The sequence below is a fragment of the Mesorhizobium sp. WSM4311 genome (assembly GCF_002295115.1).
Lineage (GTDB): Bacteria > Pseudomonadota > Alphaproteobacteria > Rhizobiales > Rhizobiaceae > Mesorhizobium.
In genome coordinates this window covers 62,716-81,684 of the sequence record NZ_NSFV01000014.1, presented here as the reverse complement: position 1 = coordinate 81,684, position 18,969 = coordinate 62,716, and the positions used below count along the sequence as shown (strand labels likewise).

At 61.2% G+C, this 18,969-nt stretch carries 22 protein-coding genes; 14 read left to right on the top strand and 8 right to left on the bottom strand.

Annotated features, from left to right (window positions below; genetic code table 11):
* Positions 1–6: 6 nt before the first annotated feature.
* The 3 genes from CK226_RS28040 to CK226_RS28030 all read left to right on the top strand — a co-directional run bounded on the left by CK226_RS28040 (position 7) and on the right by CK226_RS28030 (position 1,216).
* Complete coding sequence (locus tag CK226_RS28040) at positions 7–618, top strand: BA14K family protein (protein WP_179301140.1); 612 nt, start codon at positions 7–9, stop codon at positions 616–618.
* A 115-nt stretch (positions 619–733) separates the two neighbouring features.
* Positions 734–1,051: a DUF2934 domain-containing protein gene (locus tag CK226_RS28035; RefSeq protein ID WP_095793549.1), complete on the top strand. Its 318-nt coding sequence runs from the start codon at positions 734–736 to the stop codon at positions 1,049–1,051.
* Between the two features lie 15 nt (positions 1,052–1,066).
* Positions 1,067–1,216 carry a hypothetical protein gene (locus CK226_RS28030; RefSeq protein ID WP_010910556.1) on the top strand — a complete coding sequence of 50 codons (150 nt, stop codon included), beginning with the start codon at positions 1,067–1,069 and terminating at the stop codon, positions 1,214–1,216.
* A gap of 34 nt (positions 1,217–1,250) precedes the next feature.
* On the opposite strand, the gene CK226_RS28025 is transcribed toward CK226_RS28030, so the two are convergent.
* Positions 1,251–1,718 (bottom strand): hypothetical protein, encoded by a 468-nt coding sequence (locus CK226_RS28025; protein ID WP_142887661.1) that lies wholly within the window; start codon positions 1,716–1,718, stop codon positions 1,251–1,253.
* A 174-nt stretch (positions 1,719–1,892) separates the two neighbouring features.
* On the opposite strand from CK226_RS28025, the gene CK226_RS28020 reads away from it, so the two are divergent.
* From CK226_RS28020 to minE, 11 genes are all read left to right on the top strand, one after another.
* Positions 1,893–2,189, top strand: coding sequence for a DUF2934 domain-containing protein (locus tag CK226_RS28020; protein ID WP_095793547.1), 297 nt, complete (start codon positions 1,893–1,895; stop codon positions 2,187–2,189).
* A gap of 14 nt (positions 2,190–2,203) precedes the next feature.
* Positions 2,204–2,353 carry a hypothetical protein gene (locus tag CK226_RS28015; RefSeq protein ID WP_095793546.1) on the top strand — a complete coding sequence of 50 codons (150 nt, stop codon included), beginning with the start codon at positions 2,204–2,206 and terminating at the stop codon, positions 2,351–2,353.
* A gap of 302 nt (positions 2,354–2,655) precedes the next feature.
* Positions 2,656–3,339, top strand: a complete 684-nt coding sequence (locus CK226_RS34555; RefSeq protein WP_142887662.1) for a hypothetical protein — start codon at positions 2,656–2,658, stop codon at positions 3,337–3,339.
* 31 nt (positions 3,340–3,370) lie between these two features.
* The gene (locus CK226_RS28010; protein ID WP_095793545.1) at positions 3,371–3,991 is read left to right on the top strand and encodes a DUF488 domain-containing protein; all 621 of its coding nucleotides are present in this window, start codon (positions 3,371–3,373) and stop codon (positions 3,989–3,991) included.
* Between the two features lie 3 nt (positions 3,992–3,994).
* Positions 3,995–4,441, top strand: a complete 447-nt coding sequence (locus CK226_RS28005; protein WP_095793544.1) for a DUF488 domain-containing protein — start codon at positions 3,995–3,997, stop codon at positions 4,439–4,441.
* A 212-nt stretch (positions 4,442–4,653) separates the two neighbouring features.
* Positions 4,654–5,709 (top strand): DUF4917 family protein, encoded by a 1,056-nt coding sequence (locus CK226_RS28000; RefSeq protein WP_095793543.1) that lies wholly within the window; start codon positions 4,654–4,656, stop codon positions 5,707–5,709.
* 120 nt (positions 5,710–5,829) lie between these two features.
* A complete protein-coding gene (locus CK226_RS27995; RefSeq protein WP_210202261.1) occupies positions 5,830–7,143 on the top strand; it encodes an XRE family transcriptional regulator in 1,314 nt (437 codons plus the stop codon).
* Positions 7,127–8,287 carry a hypothetical protein gene (locus CK226_RS27990; RefSeq protein WP_095793542.1) on the top strand — a complete coding sequence of 387 codons (1,161 nt, stop codon included), beginning with the start codon at positions 7,127–7,129 and terminating at the stop codon, positions 8,285–8,287. The genes CK226_RS27995 and CK226_RS27990 overlap by 17 nt, the downstream gene beginning before the upstream one ends.
* A 228-nt stretch (positions 8,288–8,515) precedes the next feature.
* On the top strand, positions 8,516–9,337 hold the full coding sequence (minC, locus tag CK226_RS27985; RefSeq protein WP_095793541.1) for a septum site-determining protein MinC: 822 nt from the start codon (positions 8,516–8,518) through the stop codon (positions 9,335–9,337).
* Between the two features lie 105 nt (positions 9,338–9,442).
* Complete coding sequence (gene minD / locus CK226_RS27980) at positions 9,443–10,258, top strand: septum site-determining protein MinD (protein WP_010910549.1); 816 nt, start codon at positions 9,443–9,445, stop codon at positions 10,256–10,258.
* Positions 10,255–10,527, top strand: a complete 273-nt coding sequence (gene minE, locus CK226_RS27975; RefSeq protein ID WP_027047075.1) for a cell division topological specificity factor MinE — start codon at positions 10,255–10,257, stop codon at positions 10,525–10,527. Before minD ends, minE begins: the two co-directional genes overlap by 4 nt.
* Positions 10,528–11,060: 533 nt before the next feature.
* Here minE and CK226_RS27965 read toward each other — a convergent pair.
* The 7 genes from CK226_RS27965 to CK226_RS27935 all read right to left on the bottom strand — a co-directional run bounded on the left by CK226_RS27965 (position 11,061) and on the right by CK226_RS27935 (position 18,781).
* On the bottom strand, positions 11,061–12,845 hold the full coding sequence (locus CK226_RS27965) for an ABC transporter ATP-binding protein (protein WP_095793540.1): 1,785 nt from the start codon (positions 12,843–12,845) through the stop codon (positions 11,061–11,063).
* Positions 12,845–13,876: a glycosyltransferase gene (locus tag CK226_RS27960; protein WP_095793539.1), complete on the bottom strand. Its 1,032-nt coding sequence runs from the start codon at positions 13,874–13,876 to the stop codon at positions 12,845–12,847. Before CK226_RS27960 ends, CK226_RS27965 begins: the two co-directional genes overlap by 1 nt.
* A 4-nt stretch (positions 13,877–13,880) precedes the next feature.
* The gene (locus tag CK226_RS27955) at positions 13,881–14,987 is read right to left on the bottom strand and encodes a glycosyltransferase (RefSeq protein WP_095793538.1); all 1,107 of its coding nucleotides are present in this window, start codon (positions 14,985–14,987) and stop codon (positions 13,881–13,883) included.
* Positions 14,984–16,156, bottom strand: a complete 1,173-nt coding sequence (locus tag CK226_RS27950) for an acyltransferase (protein WP_095793537.1) — start codon at positions 16,154–16,156, stop codon at positions 14,984–14,986. Before CK226_RS27950 ends, CK226_RS27955 begins: the two co-directional genes overlap by 4 nt.
* Complete coding sequence (locus CK226_RS34550; RefSeq protein ID WP_095789334.1) at positions 16,156–16,500, bottom strand: hypothetical protein; 345 nt, start codon at positions 16,498–16,500, stop codon at positions 16,156–16,158. The genes CK226_RS27950 and CK226_RS34550 overlap by 1 nt, the downstream gene beginning before the upstream one ends.
* Positions 16,501–16,817: 317 nt before the next feature.
* On the bottom strand, positions 16,818–18,059 hold the full coding sequence (locus CK226_RS27940; protein ID WP_095793535.1) for an ATP-binding protein: 1,242 nt from the start codon (positions 18,057–18,059) through the stop codon (positions 16,818–16,820).
* A complete protein-coding gene (locus CK226_RS27935) occupies positions 18,056–18,781 on the bottom strand; it encodes a response regulator (RefSeq protein ID WP_095775152.1) in 726 nt (241 codons plus the stop codon). Before CK226_RS27935 ends, CK226_RS27940 begins: the two co-directional genes overlap by 4 nt.
* Positions 18,782–18,969: the final 188 nt, after the last annotated feature.

The following is an 18,969-nucleotide window of genomic DNA, read 5'->3' as shown; positions in this document are numbered from 1 at the left end:
TGTGTGATGAAAGCGGTTCTGGCACTGGTCGCAGGCTTCGTCCTCACCCTTGCGGTCTTTGCCAGCGGGCTGGCTTTCGCCGCCTGGCTGATACTGGCCAAGCCGGTGCATCAGGCCAGGCCCGCCGGCAGCGTCTCGCAGCTGTGGACCAAGGACGCACTGCCAGTGGACAAGGCCGCGCCGGGCCTGGAGCGCGTGGCCGCCGCGCAGCCTCCCGCGCCCGATGCCGCCGCCAGGGTGCAGTCGGTCGACCCGACCATTACCAGTGCGGTGGCGCCCGATGCGGGCGAGCAGCTGGCCAGGCTGCCGGCGGCTCATCTCAGCTGGTGCGCAGACCGCTATCGCTCCTACAACCCCGACGACAACAGCTATATGTCCTACAGCGGACAGCAGCGCCCCTGCGTCTCGCCCTATCTCGACCCCAGTGCCGACGCCGGCCAGGCCGCGCAGCAGCCCGACGATGTCAGCTATGTCGAGGGCGGCGCCGCGCCGCTGGTGGCGACAGCGGGCCTTTCGGACGACCACGTCCAATCCTGCTTCAGCCGCTACCGCTCCTACCGTCCCGAGGACAACAGCTACCAGCCCTATTCCGGTGGGCCGAGGCGCCAGTGCGAATAGGCGCCACGCGCCCTCCCACCCATCCGGCAATTCCGCTCGGACCTGCGATCACGCAAATTTTTTGGATCAATCCCATCACCGCGGCGTTCATCCCTGACACGAAGGAGGAACGACAATGGGCGACGAACGGCACGAGAAGATCCAGAAGCGCGCATACCAGATATGGGAGCGTGAAGGCGGCGGCGATCCCGAGCATCATTGGCACCGGGCCGAGGCCGAGATAGACAGGGAAGCGGCACTGCCGCTGACGGCCGACGACGCGCTGCCGCGCGAGATCGCCAGCACCGACGTGCTGGAAGTCGAGGAACTGGCCATGCGCACCGGCATATCCGGCGACGAGGCGCAAGCGCTGCTCGACCGCCTGGGCACCGACCGCGCTGCGCTGGAACAGGCAGCACGCAACCTGAAGGCCAGGAAGCGCGCCAAATCCTGATCAGGGAGAGCTGAGATGATCCGCAAACTCAAGGACGGCAAATACCGGCTCTATTCACGCAAGAAGGATGAGAAGACCGGCAAGCGGCGGAACCTGGGGACGTTCGACACGCGCGAGGCGGCGGAGAAGCATGAGAAGGAGGTGCAGTATTTCAAGCGGCATTGAGGGGTGCTTGCCTCTGCAGCGCCTGGCGTCGATCTCATCCCTTGGTCGGCTCTTCGTAGATGCCGATGATGAGGAGCCATGCGCCTGAAATCAGGAAGGCGAACAGGACGATGGTTCCGAGGGCCGCGATGTAAAGGCCCACGCCGCGCCCGAGAATAAGCAAGATCGCGCCTGCAACTTCGGCCAGGTAACACATCGTTCCGCCCGCCAGCCGCGGCCCGGTCAACCCGATGGTGCTCATCCCCGCCTTGATGGCCACGACATATCCTCTGACGAAGATGAATGTTGCTATGCCCCAGAGCAAAAGCCATTCGAGGCCGAGTGCCGGAAGGTATTGACCTCCCAGAAGCGCAAGGCTGCATGCCATGAAAATCGCGCTGAAGCCCGACAGCATGTTGATTGCCCGGTTCTTGTGCGTCGTGTTGCGGACAATGCGTTCGGGATTGATCGAGATCGCGACGAAGATCAACCCGGCAAGCCCCGCCGCGCCGCCGCCCACCATGACGAAGAAATCAGTCCATTGATCCAACATGACTTGCCCCCTGGCCCGAGCTTCGCGGCTCGATGGAGGCTAGCATGGGTGGGTTCTCGAACTCCACGGGGCGAGACAGGCGATCGTGGGGTTTCGTTCTACGTTCGCACCGGCACGGCGTTCATCCCTGCGGGGGATTGACGAATGACCGACGACCGCGAGATCCGTGACCGCGCCTACGCCATCTGGCAGCGCGAAGGCGGCGGCGACCACGAGCGGCTTTGGCACCAGGCCGCGATGGAGATCGACAGGGAAGCGGCCCTGCCGCTGACGGCCGACGACCCGCTGCCGCGCGAGATCGCCAGCACCGACGTGCTGGAGGTCGAGGAACTGGCCATGCCCACCGGCATATCGGGCGACGACGCGCAGGCACTGCTCGACCGCCTTGGCACCGATCACGCCGCGCGCGGGCGGAAGGCCAGGAAGGCCGCCAAATCCTGATCAGGGAGAGCGAGATGATCCGCAAACTCAAGGACGGCAAATACCGGCTTTATTCCCGCAAGAAGGATGAGAGGACCGGGAAACGGCGCAATCTGGGCACGTTTGACACGCGCGAGGCGGCGGAGAAGCATGAGAAGGAGGTGCAGTATTTTAAGAGGCGGTGAGGGAGCCCAAGGCGACAACGATACCTGCTGGTATCGCAAGAAATGTCTGCGGCTTGGAGGGGCGGTGTCAATCTGCGACAGTCGTCAAGCTGGAAGTAATACAGTGCACTCTCTTCAAAACATGGGCCCTGCAAAGACAAAATCTTCGTAGTGGCGGCAACCGACTATCATGATAGGAATGATTTCATGGGCTGTTTCAGAAGATCAATAATATCCTATACGAAACAGCTTGATTAAAGAGCGAAAATTACGGATAAATTATGAAATGAGGGGGCCTAAGAAGAAAAGATAAGGGGGGTAAAATGTCGATAGCGTATCGGAAAGTGATAATATGCCTGGCGAATTCAAGAAAGATTTCTGGGAGGTGTATTGCTGGAAAGGAAGTTAATGAGCAAGGTGTGGGCGGTTGGGTTCGCCCCGTGAGCGACAGGGGGAGCGGCGAACTGTCTGAGACAGACCGCCGGTTCGAAGATGGTGCCGATCCGAAACTGCTTGACGTAATATCAATTCCTATGAAACGACCAAACCCGCACGGCTTCCAGGTTGAAAACCACGTCATAGATGACGATTATTATTGGAAGAGAATTCGTACCGCGACCGCCGAAGAGGTAGCAGCCGCGATTGATCATGTGAATGGCCCCCTTTGGAACAACCAGTCGTCCAGCTACAATGGCCGGCATGATAGGGTGTCCGAACCCCAAGCGAATCAGCTCGGATATTCACTTCGCCTGATATCCGTAAATAATCTGCAGGTGCATGTAGGGGTGGAAGGCGCCGAATTTGGGAATGGCAAACGAAGGGTACGGGGCCTTTTCACGTTCAACGGGGCGGAATATCTATTGAGCATAACCGATCCAGTTGTGGAAAGGCGGTATCTAGCAGGCAAGGATGGAGCTTTCGACCTTGGTGCTGCCACTCTTTGCATTAGTTTAGGAGAGCCGTGGCAAGGGAACGCCTACAAACTGATAGCTGCGGTTCTTCCCTGAACTAAGCGGGCCCCGCTCGCAGGACGAGAAAATGAAGGCAGCCGGCGAAATTTTTACAATCGGCCATTCGAACCTTAGCTACGAGGCTTTTTTATCGCTGCTTCGGCAAGCTGGCGTAACTGCAATCGCTGATGTCCGAACGTCACCTTTCTCGCGCCGCTCTCCGCAGTTCAGCCAGCCCCAACTCAAAAGCGAACTCCCGCTGGATGGCGTCGCCTACTCGTTCTTGGGTAAAGAGCTTGGTGGTCGACCAGCAGGTAAGCAGTTCTATTGCGAGGGTGTGGCAAACTATGAACGCATGGCTCAGTCATCAGACTTCAAGCGTGGGATTCAGCGTGTGCTTGAGGGTGCCCAGAAGTATCGCATTGCACTGATGTGTTCCGAGCATGATCCTCTGGATTGCCATCGCTGTCTGCTGGTTGGTCGGGCCCTTTCCGAGCGTGATTTGGCAGTTAGACATATCTTATCAAACGGAAAAATCGTCGATCAGAGAGATATCGAGGAAAAGCTGCTGCGTTTAGAAGGCAAGCAGGATGAAGATCTATTCGTTCCGCGCGAAGATAGACTGGCGGCAGCCTATCGGGAACGATCTCGGAAGGTGGCGTATTCAGAACCGCCCAGTGATACATCAGATCATATAGCTGCGGAGTAGACTTTGGAAAAGATCAATGTTTCTACGATAGGATTTACAAAATCAAACGCTGAGAATTTTTTTGAACGCCTTTTAAAGTCTGGTGTAAAAAAGGTTGTCGATGTGCGTTTGCACAATACCTCACAGCTCGCAGCATTCGCTAAGGCTGATGATTTGGCATATTTTTTGAAAAAAATCGGTGGAATTCAATATGTTCATCAGCCTATACTTGCTCCGACTGACAATATTCTGAAGGCATACAAAAAGGAGAAGGGTGATTGGGGTGTGTACCAAGAACGCTTTTTGGATTTGATGGCAGAGCGTAAAATCGAGCAACGTCTCAAGCCGGAGATGTTGGCGGGCGCCTGTCTACTTTGTTCGGAGGCTACTCCACATCACTGCCATCGGCGCCTCGTATGCGAGTATCTGAATGATAAATGGGGCGACGCCCTAAGCGTTAGGCATCTTTAGTCACGTGAGCTGATCTGCGATTTGGACCCAGGTCTCTGATAGAGGTGAGAAATCTCCAACCTAGTGCGCTTCCCGCGCACGGGAGCCGGTTGATGGTTTCTGAAGGTACGCGCCCTTGTCCGTGAGGATGAGATTGTTGCCTAAAGTCTAGCGAATGATCCGCATGCGGATAATTTGAACGCGCATCTTGCTGAGCTTATTTTGGAGGGGGCATGCTGTCTTTTCAGGACGCAATCAAAGACTCAGTTCAGTTTTCGAAGCGCCACTTGCTTCTCGGAAATGGCTTTAGCATTGCACTTAGGCCAGACATTTTTCACTACGGCTCCCTATTTCAGAGAGCCGATTTCTCGATGCATCCCCAATTGCCGAAGGTTTTTCAAGCGTTAGGCACTCAGGATTTTGAAGTTGCAATTCGAAGCTTGGAAACGGGAGCCAAACTTGCACCAATTTACGGAAGCACCGCCTCTTCCGTAGCGGCAATGCTGGCCGATTCAGCGGCTCTCAAAGAAATTCTTGTGGAGACGATTGCTGCAAACCATCCGGATATTCCGGCAGATATTCCAGACTCAAAGTTTTGGGCCTGCCGAACTTTCCTTCGCCATTTCCTCGGACAAAACGACGGGCAAGTCTTCACATTAAACTATGATTTGCTTCTGTACTGGGCCCTTATGCACGGGGACGACCCTTTCGTTGCGCGCCCCGTGCCAATTCCGACAAATGATGGGTTTGGCAACGACGAGGATGACCCGACTGCAGACTATGTAGTTTGGCAGGGTGAAACAGCGGCCCATAGCGCAAAGGTGCACTTCTTGCACGGCGCTCTCCATTTGTTTGACGCAGGAATTGATCTCCAAAAGTACACTTGGGTTCGAACAAATACGCGGCTAGTGGATCAAGCACGCAGCGCCATTGGCAGCAATAAATTTCCGCTTTTCGTGGCGGAAGGCACCAGCGGGCAGAAGAAGGCAAAAATACGCCACAACGCATATCTCTACCAAGGTTTCAAGCAATTGGTTGCTAATGCTCAGCAGACCAAGGTTTGTTTCTTCATTCATGGCCATTCATTGGCAGAAAACGATGACCATATACTGAGGCGGATCGGCGCAAGTCGTTTCCCCAAACTCTATATTAGCTTGTTTGGTGATCCTGCTTCAGAGGGCAATAGGCAAATTATAGCACGAGCCAACGCGTTGTCAGCGATGCGAAGGCCATCGTCTCCCCTCAGCGTGGAAATTTATGACGCAGCCTCCGCCAAGATATGGGGATAGGGTCCATCCTATGGATGGGTAACGGGCCAATCCTATGACCAGGCGAAGATCGGGAAGGAACCATCGTTTGCTGGCGCGCTCTAAACTTGACACAACAGATATGATGTGTCAGCAAGGCTGATGCCGGTTGTCTCACTTATCACAAATGAACGCCAAGAGCGTGAGGTGGGTATCCTTATCGAGCAGATCACGGATGCCCTGTCATCGGAGCACGTGCTCAAGTCGATTGTCGACGGTCTCCCTTCCGAAGTCATCGATGGTGTTCGTCGCTCGCTGACAGTTGAGCGGAAGGAGTTGGTCGAGAGCCTCCAAGCCTATCAGAAGGCGCAGCGCGGCGAGGCCGATGAGCTGAAATCCCGCGCAGGCGATGATCTCGGAGCGCTTCTGGTTGCCGCGCGCGTGGCGAAGGGCTGGAAGCAGAAGGAACTCGCCCGTCGGCTTTTCCTGCCAGAGCAACAGGTGCAAAGGTATGAGGCTGAGCGCTACCGCAGTATCAGTCTCGGAAACCTGATACGTGTCGCGAGAACTCTTGGCGTTCGTTTGACTGCTGATATCTCGAAACCTGTGCATGAGCCGTGGCTTCCGTCCTACGAGATGACATTGACGGAACTGCAGAAGGTACTTAAGCACGCGCGAGCGCACGGGTGGCTCGATAGGGCTGATCAGACGGACGAGAGCGGGATTAGCCAACTCCGACGCACAGTCGCTGAGCATGTCGGAGAGTATGGAACGCCTTCACTGCTCCGAACCGGTTTGAACGTTACCGGCCATACCGAAGACTGGCTGCTTCTTGCATGGAAGGCTCAGGTCACTCGTGCTGCGCTGAAGGTCACACAGCGGAACCGAGTTAAGTACCGCCCGCTGCATGTCTCGTGGCTAAATGATCTCGTGCAACTTAGTTCTCTTGACGATGGACCTGTGCAAGCGAGAGCGCTTCTATTCCAGCATGGAATAGTACTTGTCACGGAGCCTCAAATTCCAGGCATGAAGATCGATGGAGCCGCGTTCTTAGTCGATGAAGTCCCGGTCATAGGCATGACGCTGCGTCTCGATACTATCGATAATTTCTGGTTCACTCTTCTGCACGAAGTCGCGCATGTGATTCTCCACTATCGTACCGGACTATCTTCAGGCTTCTTTGATGACGTCGACAACCCGGAGATTGATGAATTAGAGGTGGAGGCAAACCAGTTCGCGAGCGCGATACTTATCCCTGACGAGATATGGAGACGCTCTCCCGCACGTATTACAAAAACGGCGGAACCAATCGAACGCCTTGCAAAGCAGCTCCGCATTGCACCAGCAATCGTGTTCGGAAGAGTGCGTATGGAACGTCAAAACTACAAGCTGTTCCCAGACAAAATAGGAAGAGGCCAAGTTCGCAAGCAGTTTTTCTCTCAAATCTCAGAGGTAAACCATGAGCCAGGCACCTAATCCGATCTATTGCCCCGCTCTTCGTATGAAGGCGGGTGAACTTGAAGGTGTTCGTCAGTTGGCGGCGGATGTGGCCGACCGAGTGCTGCCTCGTTTTATTGTGCCGCCACAGAGTGAGCGCGATGAGACGAATCCCTTGCTGTTTGATGTCGATGACATGCCTGACGTCAGCGTCGCTCTCGGGGCCCATTGGCGGCAGCGCCCAGCTCTTATCGACGCGACCCACATTATTGATGAGTATGGCAGAGATCGGCTTGGAGTTTGGCTCCCCGCATTGTTCGAGCGGGCACGGAAGAGCCAAGTCAGGGCCATTCCCATGGCGTTACTCACAGATTTGGGAGACGCCGAGGTGCCTGCCTTCCGTGCCGCGATCACGGAAGATGAAAGCATAAGATTTGCAATTTGTGTTCAGTCCGAGGCAATGGTCGATCCTGAATTATCGGTCACCATGCAAGTAGCGCTCGATCGCCTCAACTTGACGGCTAGGGACTGTGCAGTGCTGGCCGATTTCGGAGGAAGCGATTTTACTAGTCCCACGATCGTTGCGCCGATTATCAGTGCAGCGCTGGAAACGCTTCAAGATTTTGGCCCGTGGCAGCAAATCATTTTTCAGGGCACCCACTATCCGGATACAAATCCGGCGAAGGAAGGAACTGCGGAAATTTGGCCGCGTAACGAATGGCTTGCTTGGCGGCGAGCTGTGAAGTTCGATCCCACGACGGCGGAATATATGACCTTTGGCGACTATGCTGCAGATAGCGCTAAGATGAAATTTGGAATCAGTAACGCCTCCGCCATTAGGCACATTCGCTGGGCTACGTCTAATGACTGGCGCATCCAGCGAGCGGTGAAATCTGGCAAGGACGTTCAACGTATGCACGAAGTCTATAAGGCGATCTTTGAGAGTGCCGAATTTGCTGGCGAAGGCTTTTCACGCGCAGATGCTTATGTCGCATATGCAGCCAAGAACCCCTCCGCAAAACCGGGCAATGCGACAACTTGGCGTCAGCTCAACACGACGCACCACATCACCCAGGCGGTAGCTGACATTGCCAAAATACGCGGCATTGTGATCAAAAAGGCACCTGGAAGAGAGGTTGATACGCAGTTGTCTCTTTTGGAAACGGTAGTTCCGACCAGTTGAACCTCTAGCCTGACGTTGCACGAGACTCAGCGAGCTACCTCTGACAACCTTACAATTTTCGGAGCCCGATTTCGGCAGCAATGGACAGAGCACTGGCTTCTCCGGCAGCCGCGTCCGCAACGACTTGTCAGCAATGGCCTTTCTAAGCTCGTGAACGCCACCCCCTCATTAACCATTCGTTAACCATTCCCTCGCTAGCGTTTACCTCTCAGTAAGGATTCGCCAGCCGTGACCTTTGCCGCCCCCCTCGAGGCCAAATCCATTCGCTTTCGTGCCCGTTCTTTCGTCGCTTTCACATTGACCCCGGAAGCGCCCATGGTGGAGTGGCTGCAGGGGCTGGATCACTGGATCGGCAATTCGCCGGGCTATTTTGCCGGGCGGCCGGTGCTGCTGGATCTGAACGTTTTGAAGCCGCAGCCAAGCGAGATCGCGGCACTTGTGGCGGAGCTGGGGACGCGCGGCATCCGCATCTATGCCATCGAGCTGGAAGGGGCCTCGCTTGGGCCCGACCTGCCGCCTCTGCTGGTCGGCGCCAAGGAGGCGACGACGGAGGGGCTGCTGCCTGGCCGCAAGGGTGGGCAAGAGGCTTCCGGCAAGCCGGACGGCAAGACCGCCGAGGGCGGGGCGCCAGACCATGGCATGGACGCTGGTGGCGTTGCCAAGGGCAAGGCTGGCGCAAGCAAGACTGAGGAAAGCGGGCCGCAGGTTTCGCACTACGATTCGGGCACGCTGATGATCAAGACGCCGATCCGCTCCGGCCAGGCGATCATGCATGCGCATGGCGATGTCATCGTGCTGGGCTCGGTCGCGTCCGGTTCGGAGATCGTCGCCGCCGGCTCGATCCATGTCTACGGCACGCTGCGCGGGCGTGCTTCGGCGGGCGCGCTCGGCAATACCGCCGCGCGCATCTTCTGCCGACGCAACGAGGCCGAGCTTCTGTCGGTCGACGGCTGGTACATCACCGCCGAGGAGATGGAAGGGGTGTCGCGCGGCAAACCGGTGCAGGCCTTCCTCGACGGCGACGGCCTGCGCGTCGAGGCTTTGAGTTGAAGCGGCTTGGGAGCTGAAGCGGCTTGGGAGCTGACGACCGCTGACTGAACAAAGGCCGGCAAGCCGGCCCGGGACAACAAACTGATAACAACGGAGGCTTTTTTCATGGGCAAGGTAGTGGTGGTCACATCGGGCAAGGGGGGCGTCGGCAAGACCACCTCGACGGCGGCGCTCGGTGCCGCCGTGGCCAAGACCGGCAAGAAGGTGGCGCTCGTCGATTTCGACGTCGGCCTGCGCAACCTCGACCTGATCATGGGCGCCGAACGCCGCGTGGTGTTCGACCTCGTCAACGTCATCCAGGGCACGGCCAAGCTGTCGCAGGCGCTGATCCGCGACAAGCGCGTCGACACGCTGTTCCTGCTGCCGGCCTCGCAGACGCGCGACAAGGACGCGCTGACGGAAGAGGGCGTCGGCGAGGTCATCGACAAGCTGCGCTCGGTGTTCGACTATGTCTTCTGCGACAGCCCGGCCGGCATCGAGCGCGGCGCGCAGCTCGCCATGCGCTTTGCCGACGAAGCGGTCATCGTCACCAATCCGGAAGTGTCGTCGGTGCGCGATTCCGACCGCATCATCGGCCTGCTCGACGCCCGCACCATGCGCGCCGAACAGGGCGAGCAGATCGCCAAGCACGTGCTGGTCACCCGCTATGACGCGGGGCGGGCCGCGCGCGGCGAAATGCTGTCCATAGACGATGTCCTGGAAATCCTGTCGGTGCCGCTGCTCGGCATCATTCCGGAAAGCCAGGACGTGCTGCGCGCCTCCAATCTCGGTGCGCCGGTCACGCTGTCTGAGCCGCTCAACACCGCGGCCAAGGCCTATATCGACGCCGCAAGGCGGCTGGAAGGCGAGGATCTGCCGGTCGTCGTCCCCTTCGAGCGCAAAGGTTTCCTCGACCGTCTGTTGGGAAGGAGGGCGGCATGAACGTGTTCGACCTTTTCAAGCGGCGCTCCAGCGCGCCGGTGGCGCGCGAGCGGCTGCAAGTGCTGCTCGCCTATGAGCGCCGCAACCGCAGCCAGCCCGACCTGGTCTCCATCTTGCGCGAGGAGATCATGGCGGTGATCGCCAAGCACGTGCAGATCGACCAGGATTACCTGCAGGTCTCGATGGACCGCGGCGAGACCATGTCGACGCTGGAGATCGATATCCAGATCCCCAACAAGAGCGCCGTGCCGATGGCGATCGCGGGCTGATCTTTACCCTCCCCTTGTGGGGAGGGTCGCTGCGAAGCAGCGGGGTGGGGGCTGCGCGACGCAGGCCTGTACTCCGAAGACTGGCGCCAGGCGCCCCCCTCTGTCCTGCCGGACATCTCCCCCTCAAGGGGGGAGATTGGCAGTTTCCGCGACAGCTCACTCCTTGCGACGTTGGTGGTTGGCGAAAGCCGACCCGACATCTGATCTCCCCCCTTGAGGGGGAGATGCCCGGCAGGGCAGAGGGGGGTGCTGTCCCGCCGACGTTGCCAGCCTCCCATCCGGTCACGTCGCCGCGAACGCCGCCGTTTTGCGCAAGGCGGCGGATGACCAGAGCAAGGGGAGGCCGGCGCCGCATCTGGAGAGTAAGCGATGGGCACCGGCCCGGGCGGATCGACAGGTCCGCCGTGAAGGAACGGTAGCGAGTCCGCGCACCGCATGGCATTGGTGCGATCGCGCAGGGTGCCAGCGGCACGTCATGGGCCGTTGATTCGGATTGCCTAGGGCCGTGCCGGGAATCGCGGCCCCGGCCCTTGTCAGTCCTGCGGATCATGCTGGTAGAGCTCGTCCATCGAGAGCGACGCCAGGGCGCCGAAAGGGGCCTGCTTCTTCACCCGGCCACCGCTCAGGATCACCACGTCGTCGCAGAACGAGATGGTGCTGTGATGGTGGCTGATGACGATGGTCGTGCGCCGTCCGGCCCTCGACTTCAGGGTCTCGACGATGGCCGCCTCCGACAGCCCGTCGACCGCATTGGTGGCTTCGTCGAGGATGAGCAGATCGGGGTCGCGCACCAGGGCCCTGGCCAGCGCGATCCGTTGCCTCTGTCCCGCCGACAGATTGACGCCCCGGTAGCCGACGAGCGTCTCGTAGCCCTGAGGCAGCCGTTCGATGAATTCATGCGCCTCGGCCAGTCTCGCGGCGCGCTCGGCGTCGCCAAGCGTCGCCGCGTCCTGGCCGTAGCTTATGTTTTCGAAGATCGTGCCGTCGACCAGTTCCAGCTCCTGGCTGGCCAGCGCGATGTGGCGCCGCCATTGGCTGGCGTCGATGCGGTCCAGCGGCGATCCATCGACCAGGATCCTGCCGCTGTCCGGTTCCACGAAGCGGCACAGAAGGTTGACGATCGTTGTCTTGCCGGCGCCGGAGCGGCCGATCAGCGCCGTCGAGCGGCCACTGTTGATTTCGAACGTCGCCGCATGCAGCACCACCTCACGCTGGTCCGTGCCGGAATAGGTGAAAGTCACGTCATCGAACCCGATGCCCCGGCGCAAACCGTGGAACGGCCCGTCGCCTTGCGGCGGGCCGGGCTTGCCGGAGGGATCCAGCATCCATGTCACCTCTTCCAGCGATCCGCTCAGACCCTGCAACTGGCTCCACGAGCCCTGCAGGGCCCGCATATGCGGCTGCAGCCTGTAGAGCAGGATGACGAAGGCGATGATCAGCGGGAAACTCACCTGCGCCAGCCAGGCGCCGATCACCACCGCCAGGAACAGCATGGCGTGGAGAACCTCCGTCAGCGGCGGCAAAGCGCCCTGGCGGACCTGCAGGACGAAGGAGGCGCGGCGAACCGCATCGGACGCGGTGTCGAAGATCGCCTTCTCCCGGCCCTCCTGGCCGAAGATGCGGATCAGGCGTCCGGCATGCACCAGATGCAGCATCTGCGAGGCGAGGTGGCTGTTGCGCGAAGCGACGCTGCGGCTGGGCTCCTTCAGATTGGCCGAGAGGATGGCGTGCGCGATCTGGACGAGCGCCAGCCCGAGCGTGACCAGCAGCGTCATGCGCCAGGACAGGAGAAGCAGGAAGGCCAGGAGGATGATGGCGGCCGATGCGCTGACGATCGCCGACAGCATGATCTGGATGGCATCCGACGCCCGCCAGGATTCGTTCGAAATGATGTTGAGCAGCCGTCCGGGGCTCTGCCGCAGGAAGAAGGGATAGCCGACCCGCAGGAGCTGCTCCGACAATGCGCTGCGGATCGAATGACTGGCCTTGCCGGAGATGAAGGTCGTCAACAGCGTGTTGGCGAAGGCGAAGACGTTCTTCAGGATGATCGAGCCGAGGATGGCGGCCGAAATGACGACAAGCCGGTCGCGCTCGCTGAAGCCCGATCCGACTTGCTGGAGAACAGCGGAGAAGCCGGCCATTCCCGTCGCGTCGCCGTGTCCCATGATGATGCCCAGCAGCGGGATGATCAGGCCGATGCCGAACCCTTCGAGGGCAGCGCTGACCAGGCCGAGGCCCACCACGGCCGGAACCAGGCGCAGTTGCCGCGTTCCGAAGGCGCGGAACAGCATCGGCAGGCTAGGCGGGAGCAATGGCATCAGGCCTCGGCATTGGCTTGCTGGTCCTGCCGCACCGGCTCGGCCTGCGGCCGTCCCGCCAACAGGAGCAGCGCGTATCTGGCCGCGCCAAGCACATTCATGCCGACGATCGGCCAGTGCGACAGATCGAGTTCACGATCGAAGGCGGGCCCGCCCGCCAATTCCCGCAAGGCGCCTCTCGCGGCCCAGTAGAAATGGCGAAGCAGCCAGGGCGCGTGGCGGACATGTTTCAGGCAGAGGCCGCCATTGCCCAGGCTGTAGTCGCGATGGAGCTTTTCGATGGCTTTGCGATCGCGCCGGCCATGGTGGTGGAATATCGTCATGTCGGGCACATACTCGACCGGAATGCCGAGCAGCACCGCCCGCACGAGGTAATCGGTATCCTCCGCCGACCGCAAAGGCCCGCCCGCGCCGAAGCGCTCGTCGAAATAGCCGATGCGGGCCGCGACGTCGCGGTGCATCGTCATGTTGCAGCCGAGCACGAAGCCGCCGGGGTGAATATCGGGCGTCAGCCGCTCGCGCACCCGCGATCGCTTGATCGTGAAAGGCAGGTCCCTGGGATCCCCCAGCTCGACACGGCCTCCCCGGATGAGCCCCTGTTCCCCGGAAGAATAATGCCGCTCCAGGTCGCGCAGATAGTCGCAATGCACGGCGCAATCATCATCGACGAAGACCAGCACGCGCCCCCTGGCGCGCCTCAACCCGGCGTTACGGGCAGCCGCCAGTCCGGGGCGCGGCTCGCAAACAGGCGTCAGTGGAATATCCGACATGGCGGCGATGCCGGCCAGGCGTTCCGCCGTGCGGTCGCTCGAGCCGTTATCGACGACCACGAGCTCGGCCGCGAAGCCGGCATGCGCGCGGCACGCGGCCTGCACCGACTTGATGCAGGCCTCGAGCACCGCGACGCGGTTGCGCGTGCAGATGATGAAGCTGACTTCCGGCGCCGATCGTTCCGGTCGCGGGCCGGCCGGCGCGCCGACAAGCGCCGTCGACCGATCGCGCCGCAGGGGTTGGTGGGCTTTGACGGTCATGCCTCTAGCCCGCCCGATCAGATGCCAGAACCGCCGCGGCGGGCGCGGATTTGAAGAAATATTCCACGGCGTCGGCTTGCTTGCCGGCCGACAGCGAGGCGCGGCTGAGCCAGGGCGCCCAGGCGCCCGGCCGTAGCGCATATTTTTCGCGCCGCCGGATGGCGTTCCACTTCGCGGTCCGCGTCAGCAGTTCATGCGTCTGTGCGGGCTGCTTTTCGTCGGCGACGAGCTGGTAGAGGAAATAGAACAGGTTGAGCGCGCCGGCCTCGAAGCTCGGCCGCGTCTCGTCCGGCAGCGAGCGGATCCGCTCCTCCAACGCGAGAATGAAGTCGGCCGCACGGGTAATCGTGTCGAAATTGACCGCTTCGCCGATGTCGCGCAGGTCGCGCGTGGCTTCCGCGAGGCCCTCGCGCTCGAGATTTTCGGCCACGATCCGCAAATGCGTCCTGCGCATCTCCTTGCTGTGCCGGCTGGTCACGCTCGCCTGATGGACGCGGTAGACGAGCAGGTTTTCGGGCATCATGGCCGCCGGGTAGCGGGCGGTCAGCCGCCTGAAGAGATCGAAATCCTCGGCGTGCCTGTAGGTCGGGTCGTAGTTGAGGTCGGCGTCTTCGATGACCTTCCTGTTGTAGACGACCGTCGGGTGCATGAAGATGGTGAAGAACATCGCCAATATGGGCATGCGGCCGGACCGGAACACCGGATCGGGCTTGCCCCTGGCGATGCGGCCGCGGATCAACATGTCGACGCCGGCGCCGCAGAAGCCGAGTTCGGGCCGCTGTTCGAACAGCGCCACCTGGCGCGACAGGCGCCAGGGATAGGCGACGTCGTCGGCGTCCATCCGCGCGACCAGCTCGCCGCTCGCAACCGCCAGTCCTTCGTTGAGCGTCGCGACGAGGCCGCGGTTTTCGCGCGAGATGATCGAGACGCGGCTGTCGGCCTGCCGGTGTCGCTCGAGGATCTCGAGCGAATTGTCGCTCGAGCCGTCGTCGATCGCGATGACCTCCAGGCGGCCGTAGTCCTGCCGCAGGATGCTTCCAAGTGCCGCGGCAAGGTAGGGTCCGGCATTGTAGACCGGCAGCAGGACGGAGACGAGCGGCGCGGCGGTCATGGTCTTGCATCCGTTCGCGGGAGGTCGAGGGATGGCGTGCGGCCATCGGGCGATCCGCCGGGATAGGCTTGCGCCGGCCTCGCAAACCAGCCGGCATGACCGGCCTGGGCTCGCCTGACATAGGGGAAGTGGCGCTTGAGACTGTTGAGCGGCCTTTCGAAGACCAGCCAGGAAATCGAGGCCACGACAATCGTGGCGGTGCTTGCAACCAGGAACCGCCCCGGCCCTTGCTCCGAGACATTGAGCGGAATCCAGGGCTGCGACTTGATGGCGAGCGACAGCAATATCGGGTGATAGAGATAGACGCCGTAGCTGACACGGCCGAGGGCGAGCAGCGGCGGCAGTTCCGCAAACCTGCCAGGGATGCCGCCAAGGCCGCGCGAACAGGCGGCGACGATGGCCATCAGCGGCACCAGCGGCAGGATTTGCAGCAGCAGCCAGCGGGCCCACTCCAGCGTCGGATCGGCAGGCGCCGGGACAAACCACTCGATCATCAGGAACGCGGCCGCGAAGGCAGGCCAGCCCAGCCGCATCCATTGCGGCAGGCCGGCGCCCCTCGACCGCCAGCAGGCAAGCAGCGCGCCCGACGCCAACGCGTCCATGGATGCCGGCGGCAGCAGGTCGCGCGCCAGCGCCGGGGTGGCGGTGATCGGCCAGTAGAAGCGATAGGCCAGCGACAGCGCGATGACGCCGATGCAGATCTGTTCGAAGCGCCGGTATGGGGCCAGCAGGACGACCAGCGGCCAGGCAATATAGAACTGCTCCTCGATGCTCAGGCTCCAGAAATGGCACAGCACCCAGGGGTTCCAGTCATTGCGCAGCGCATACCAGAAATTCGACAGGTACAGCGCATGCCAGACCAGCGATCCCCTGGACTGCTCCAGGTCAAACAGCCAGACGAAACCCAGCACGGCAAAATAGGGAGGGAATATCCGCAGCGCCCGCCTGATGTAGAAGGACCGCAGCGCCGGGCCGGATTCAAACGCGGCGGCCGAACGCGCTTCCAGGAGCAGGCGGGTGATCAGGAAGCCGCTCAGAACGAAGAACAGCCGCACGCCGATATGGCCCCAGAACGAAGATCCTCCCGCCGCGTAGAAATGCGAGTACATCACCATCGTCACGGCGATGGCCCTGAGTGCATCCAGCTGGATGTCGCGGGCGTTTGCCATCAGCGGCTTCCACCGGCGGCGTGATGTCCGCGATGAAGCTGGCGTGCGATTTCGAGCGGCAGACCAATGCACACGAAATTCGGCGGGACACCATCAAATCCGCGCTGTGCGAGCCTGCCTGCGTCGATCTCGCAATCGACGGACGGACGGCTCAAGTCGGTGAACCCGGCGGGATCCTTCACGGCGTATGTCCAGTCGCAAATGAGTCCCCCGGCGGATGGTTCGGTCACCGCATTGTGCAGCGCAACACAAAAAATCTTGCGAGCTGAAATACTTATGTGAGCAAGGCCAAAAATTGGCAGAAAGCCGCCGGTTTTTCGGATTTTGGCGATTTTCCACAGCATTTCAACCTTATGGTTCGAGTTGTATTGGCCTGCTCGCTTTGGTTGATTGGAAGCATTGCTACCCAGAGGGATAGGTAGCGCCCGAATTTTCGTTAAAAAGACCGCTGGATTTTAGAATCTACATTTTATCTATTTGGGCTCGTTCAAAATTATCCGGTGAATTTACTGAAATCATTGGCTTCTGCGGTGCAGCATAGTCGCCTTCTTTCGTCGGGCGACCACGCGGCTTGCTTCCCTCAAAGGACAGGCATTCGGCCAAGCCGCAGGGTGTTGCAAAGGCCTTTCACACGGCAAAGAGACCGTGGCTTGCCGGCGCCTCACACCGCCGCAAACACCACCGTCTGCGTCAAACCGCCACCCTTGCGGTTCTCCAGAGTCACCGTTCCGCCGTAACGCTCGATGATCTCCTTCGCGATGGCCAGGCCGAGCCCCGCGCCGGGGATGAATTGCTGGCGGCCGGGGTCGACGCGGAAGAAGGGCTCGAAGGCCTTGTTGATCAGGTCGGGCGGGATGCCCGGGCCGTTGTCGGAAATGGTCAGCACGGCGCGCCTGTCGGTGGCGGCGAGCGCGACGGTGCAGGCCTTGCCGTGGGTGGCGGCGTTGACGATCAGATTGCGCAGCGCGCGGCGCAGGCCGAGCGCTCCGGCGCGCACCGAGACCTTGTCCAGAGGGCCGATCGAGACGGCATGGCCGAGCGAGACCATCTCGGCTTCGATGTCGCGCACCATCTTTTCCAGGTCCAGTGGCTCGACGGCGTCCTGATTCACCTCCTCGCGCACCAGGCGGATGGCGCTGTCGGCGATGCGGTCGAGCTCATCGAGGTCGTGAAGCCACTTGTCTCGGTCTTCGTCGAGGAATTCGGCGCGCAGCCGCATGCGCGTCATCGGCGTGCGCAGGTCATGGCCGGCGGCGGCCACCAGCCGCATGCGGCTTTCCATGGCCACCTTCAGCCGCGACGACAGCTGGTTCAGCGCATGCGCCGTCGCCTTGACCTCGGCCGACCCCACTTCCGGCACCGCTGCCAGCACGCCGTCGCTACCGATCTTGGAGACGGCCGCCTCCAGCATCTCCAGCGGCCGGATCAGCACCGAGGTGAAATAGACCGAGACGGCCGTGGCGCCGGCCACGATCAGCGAGATCCAGCCTGCCAGGATCAGCCATTCGCGCCCCGGCGGCTGGAGATGGGGCACCTCGACGATCGCCCAGCGATTGTCGGGCAACTGCACCGAAGCGATCTGGCCGGGTCCACCGATCCTTTCGCTGACGAAAGCCAGCAAGTTGAAGCCGCGGCGGCGCAGGATGTCGGTGAGCATCGCCGTCTCCGCGCGGGCGATCCTGCCACCGGCCGGATGGTCGGTGAACTGGACCTGCAGCACATCGGGGATAGGCCCTGGCAGCAGGCGCACCAGGAGTTCCATCTGCTGGGCAACCCAGGGCACGACGAGTTCGGGCGGCGGCCCGCCGCCGCGCACGCTGATGACGGCGGCCGTCGCCAGGCCGACGACGCCGACGATCGAGGCGACAAGCAACAGGATGAGGCGGCGGCGCAGCGAGTTCACGCCGGGGTCTCCACCGTCTCGACGCGCGCGGTGAGTTGGTAGCCGCCATTGCGCACGGTCTTGAACAGCGGCCCATCGCCGGTGTCGGCGAATTTGCGGCGCAGCCGGCTCATCAGCACATCGACCGAGCGTTCGAGCGGGTCGCGCTCGCGGCCCTGCGTGAGGTCAAGCAGCTGGTCGCGCGACAGCAGCCGGCCGGGGCGGTCGAGGAACACCTGCAACAGGTCGAACTCGGCGCCGGTGAGGTCGATGAGCTCGCCCCGCCGATCCGTCACCTTGCGGGTGTCGGGTTCCAGCCGGTAGCTGGCGAAGCGGTAGATGCGGGGGCGCGGCGCCGGCGCCTCCTCGGGCGCGGCGCGCCGCAGCACGGCGCGGATGCGGGCGGTGAGCTCGCGCGGGTTGAAGGGCTTGCCGAGATAATCGTCGGCGCCGAGCTCAAGGCCGATGATGCGGTCGACATCTTCCTTCAGCGCCGTCAGCAGAATGACGGGGATATGCGGCTTGCGGTCGCGCAAGGTGCGGCAGATGTCCAGTCCCGACCCATCCGGCAGCATGACGTCGAGCACGACGAGGTCGAACTGGCCGGCGCCCAGCTTCTGCTCGCATTCGCGCCGGTCCGCCGCCACCGAGACGCGAAAGCCTTGGCCGTCGAGATAGCGGCCGAGCAGCGTGCGGATCTCGCGGTCGTCGTCGACGACCAGGATATGGGGTTGTGATTGCATGATCGTGCCCTTGCCCGTGATGATAGGGGCTCGACGGTGATTATAGGGAGAGCGCGCGCCAGCGGCATGGAAAATTGCAACGCAATGTTTCTGGCCGGGGGCGGGAAACATTTGGAAACAAATTGCCGCTTTGCGGAAACCTTCGGCAACATGCCGACGCGAAGCGGACAAACAGGCTTCCTATCCTC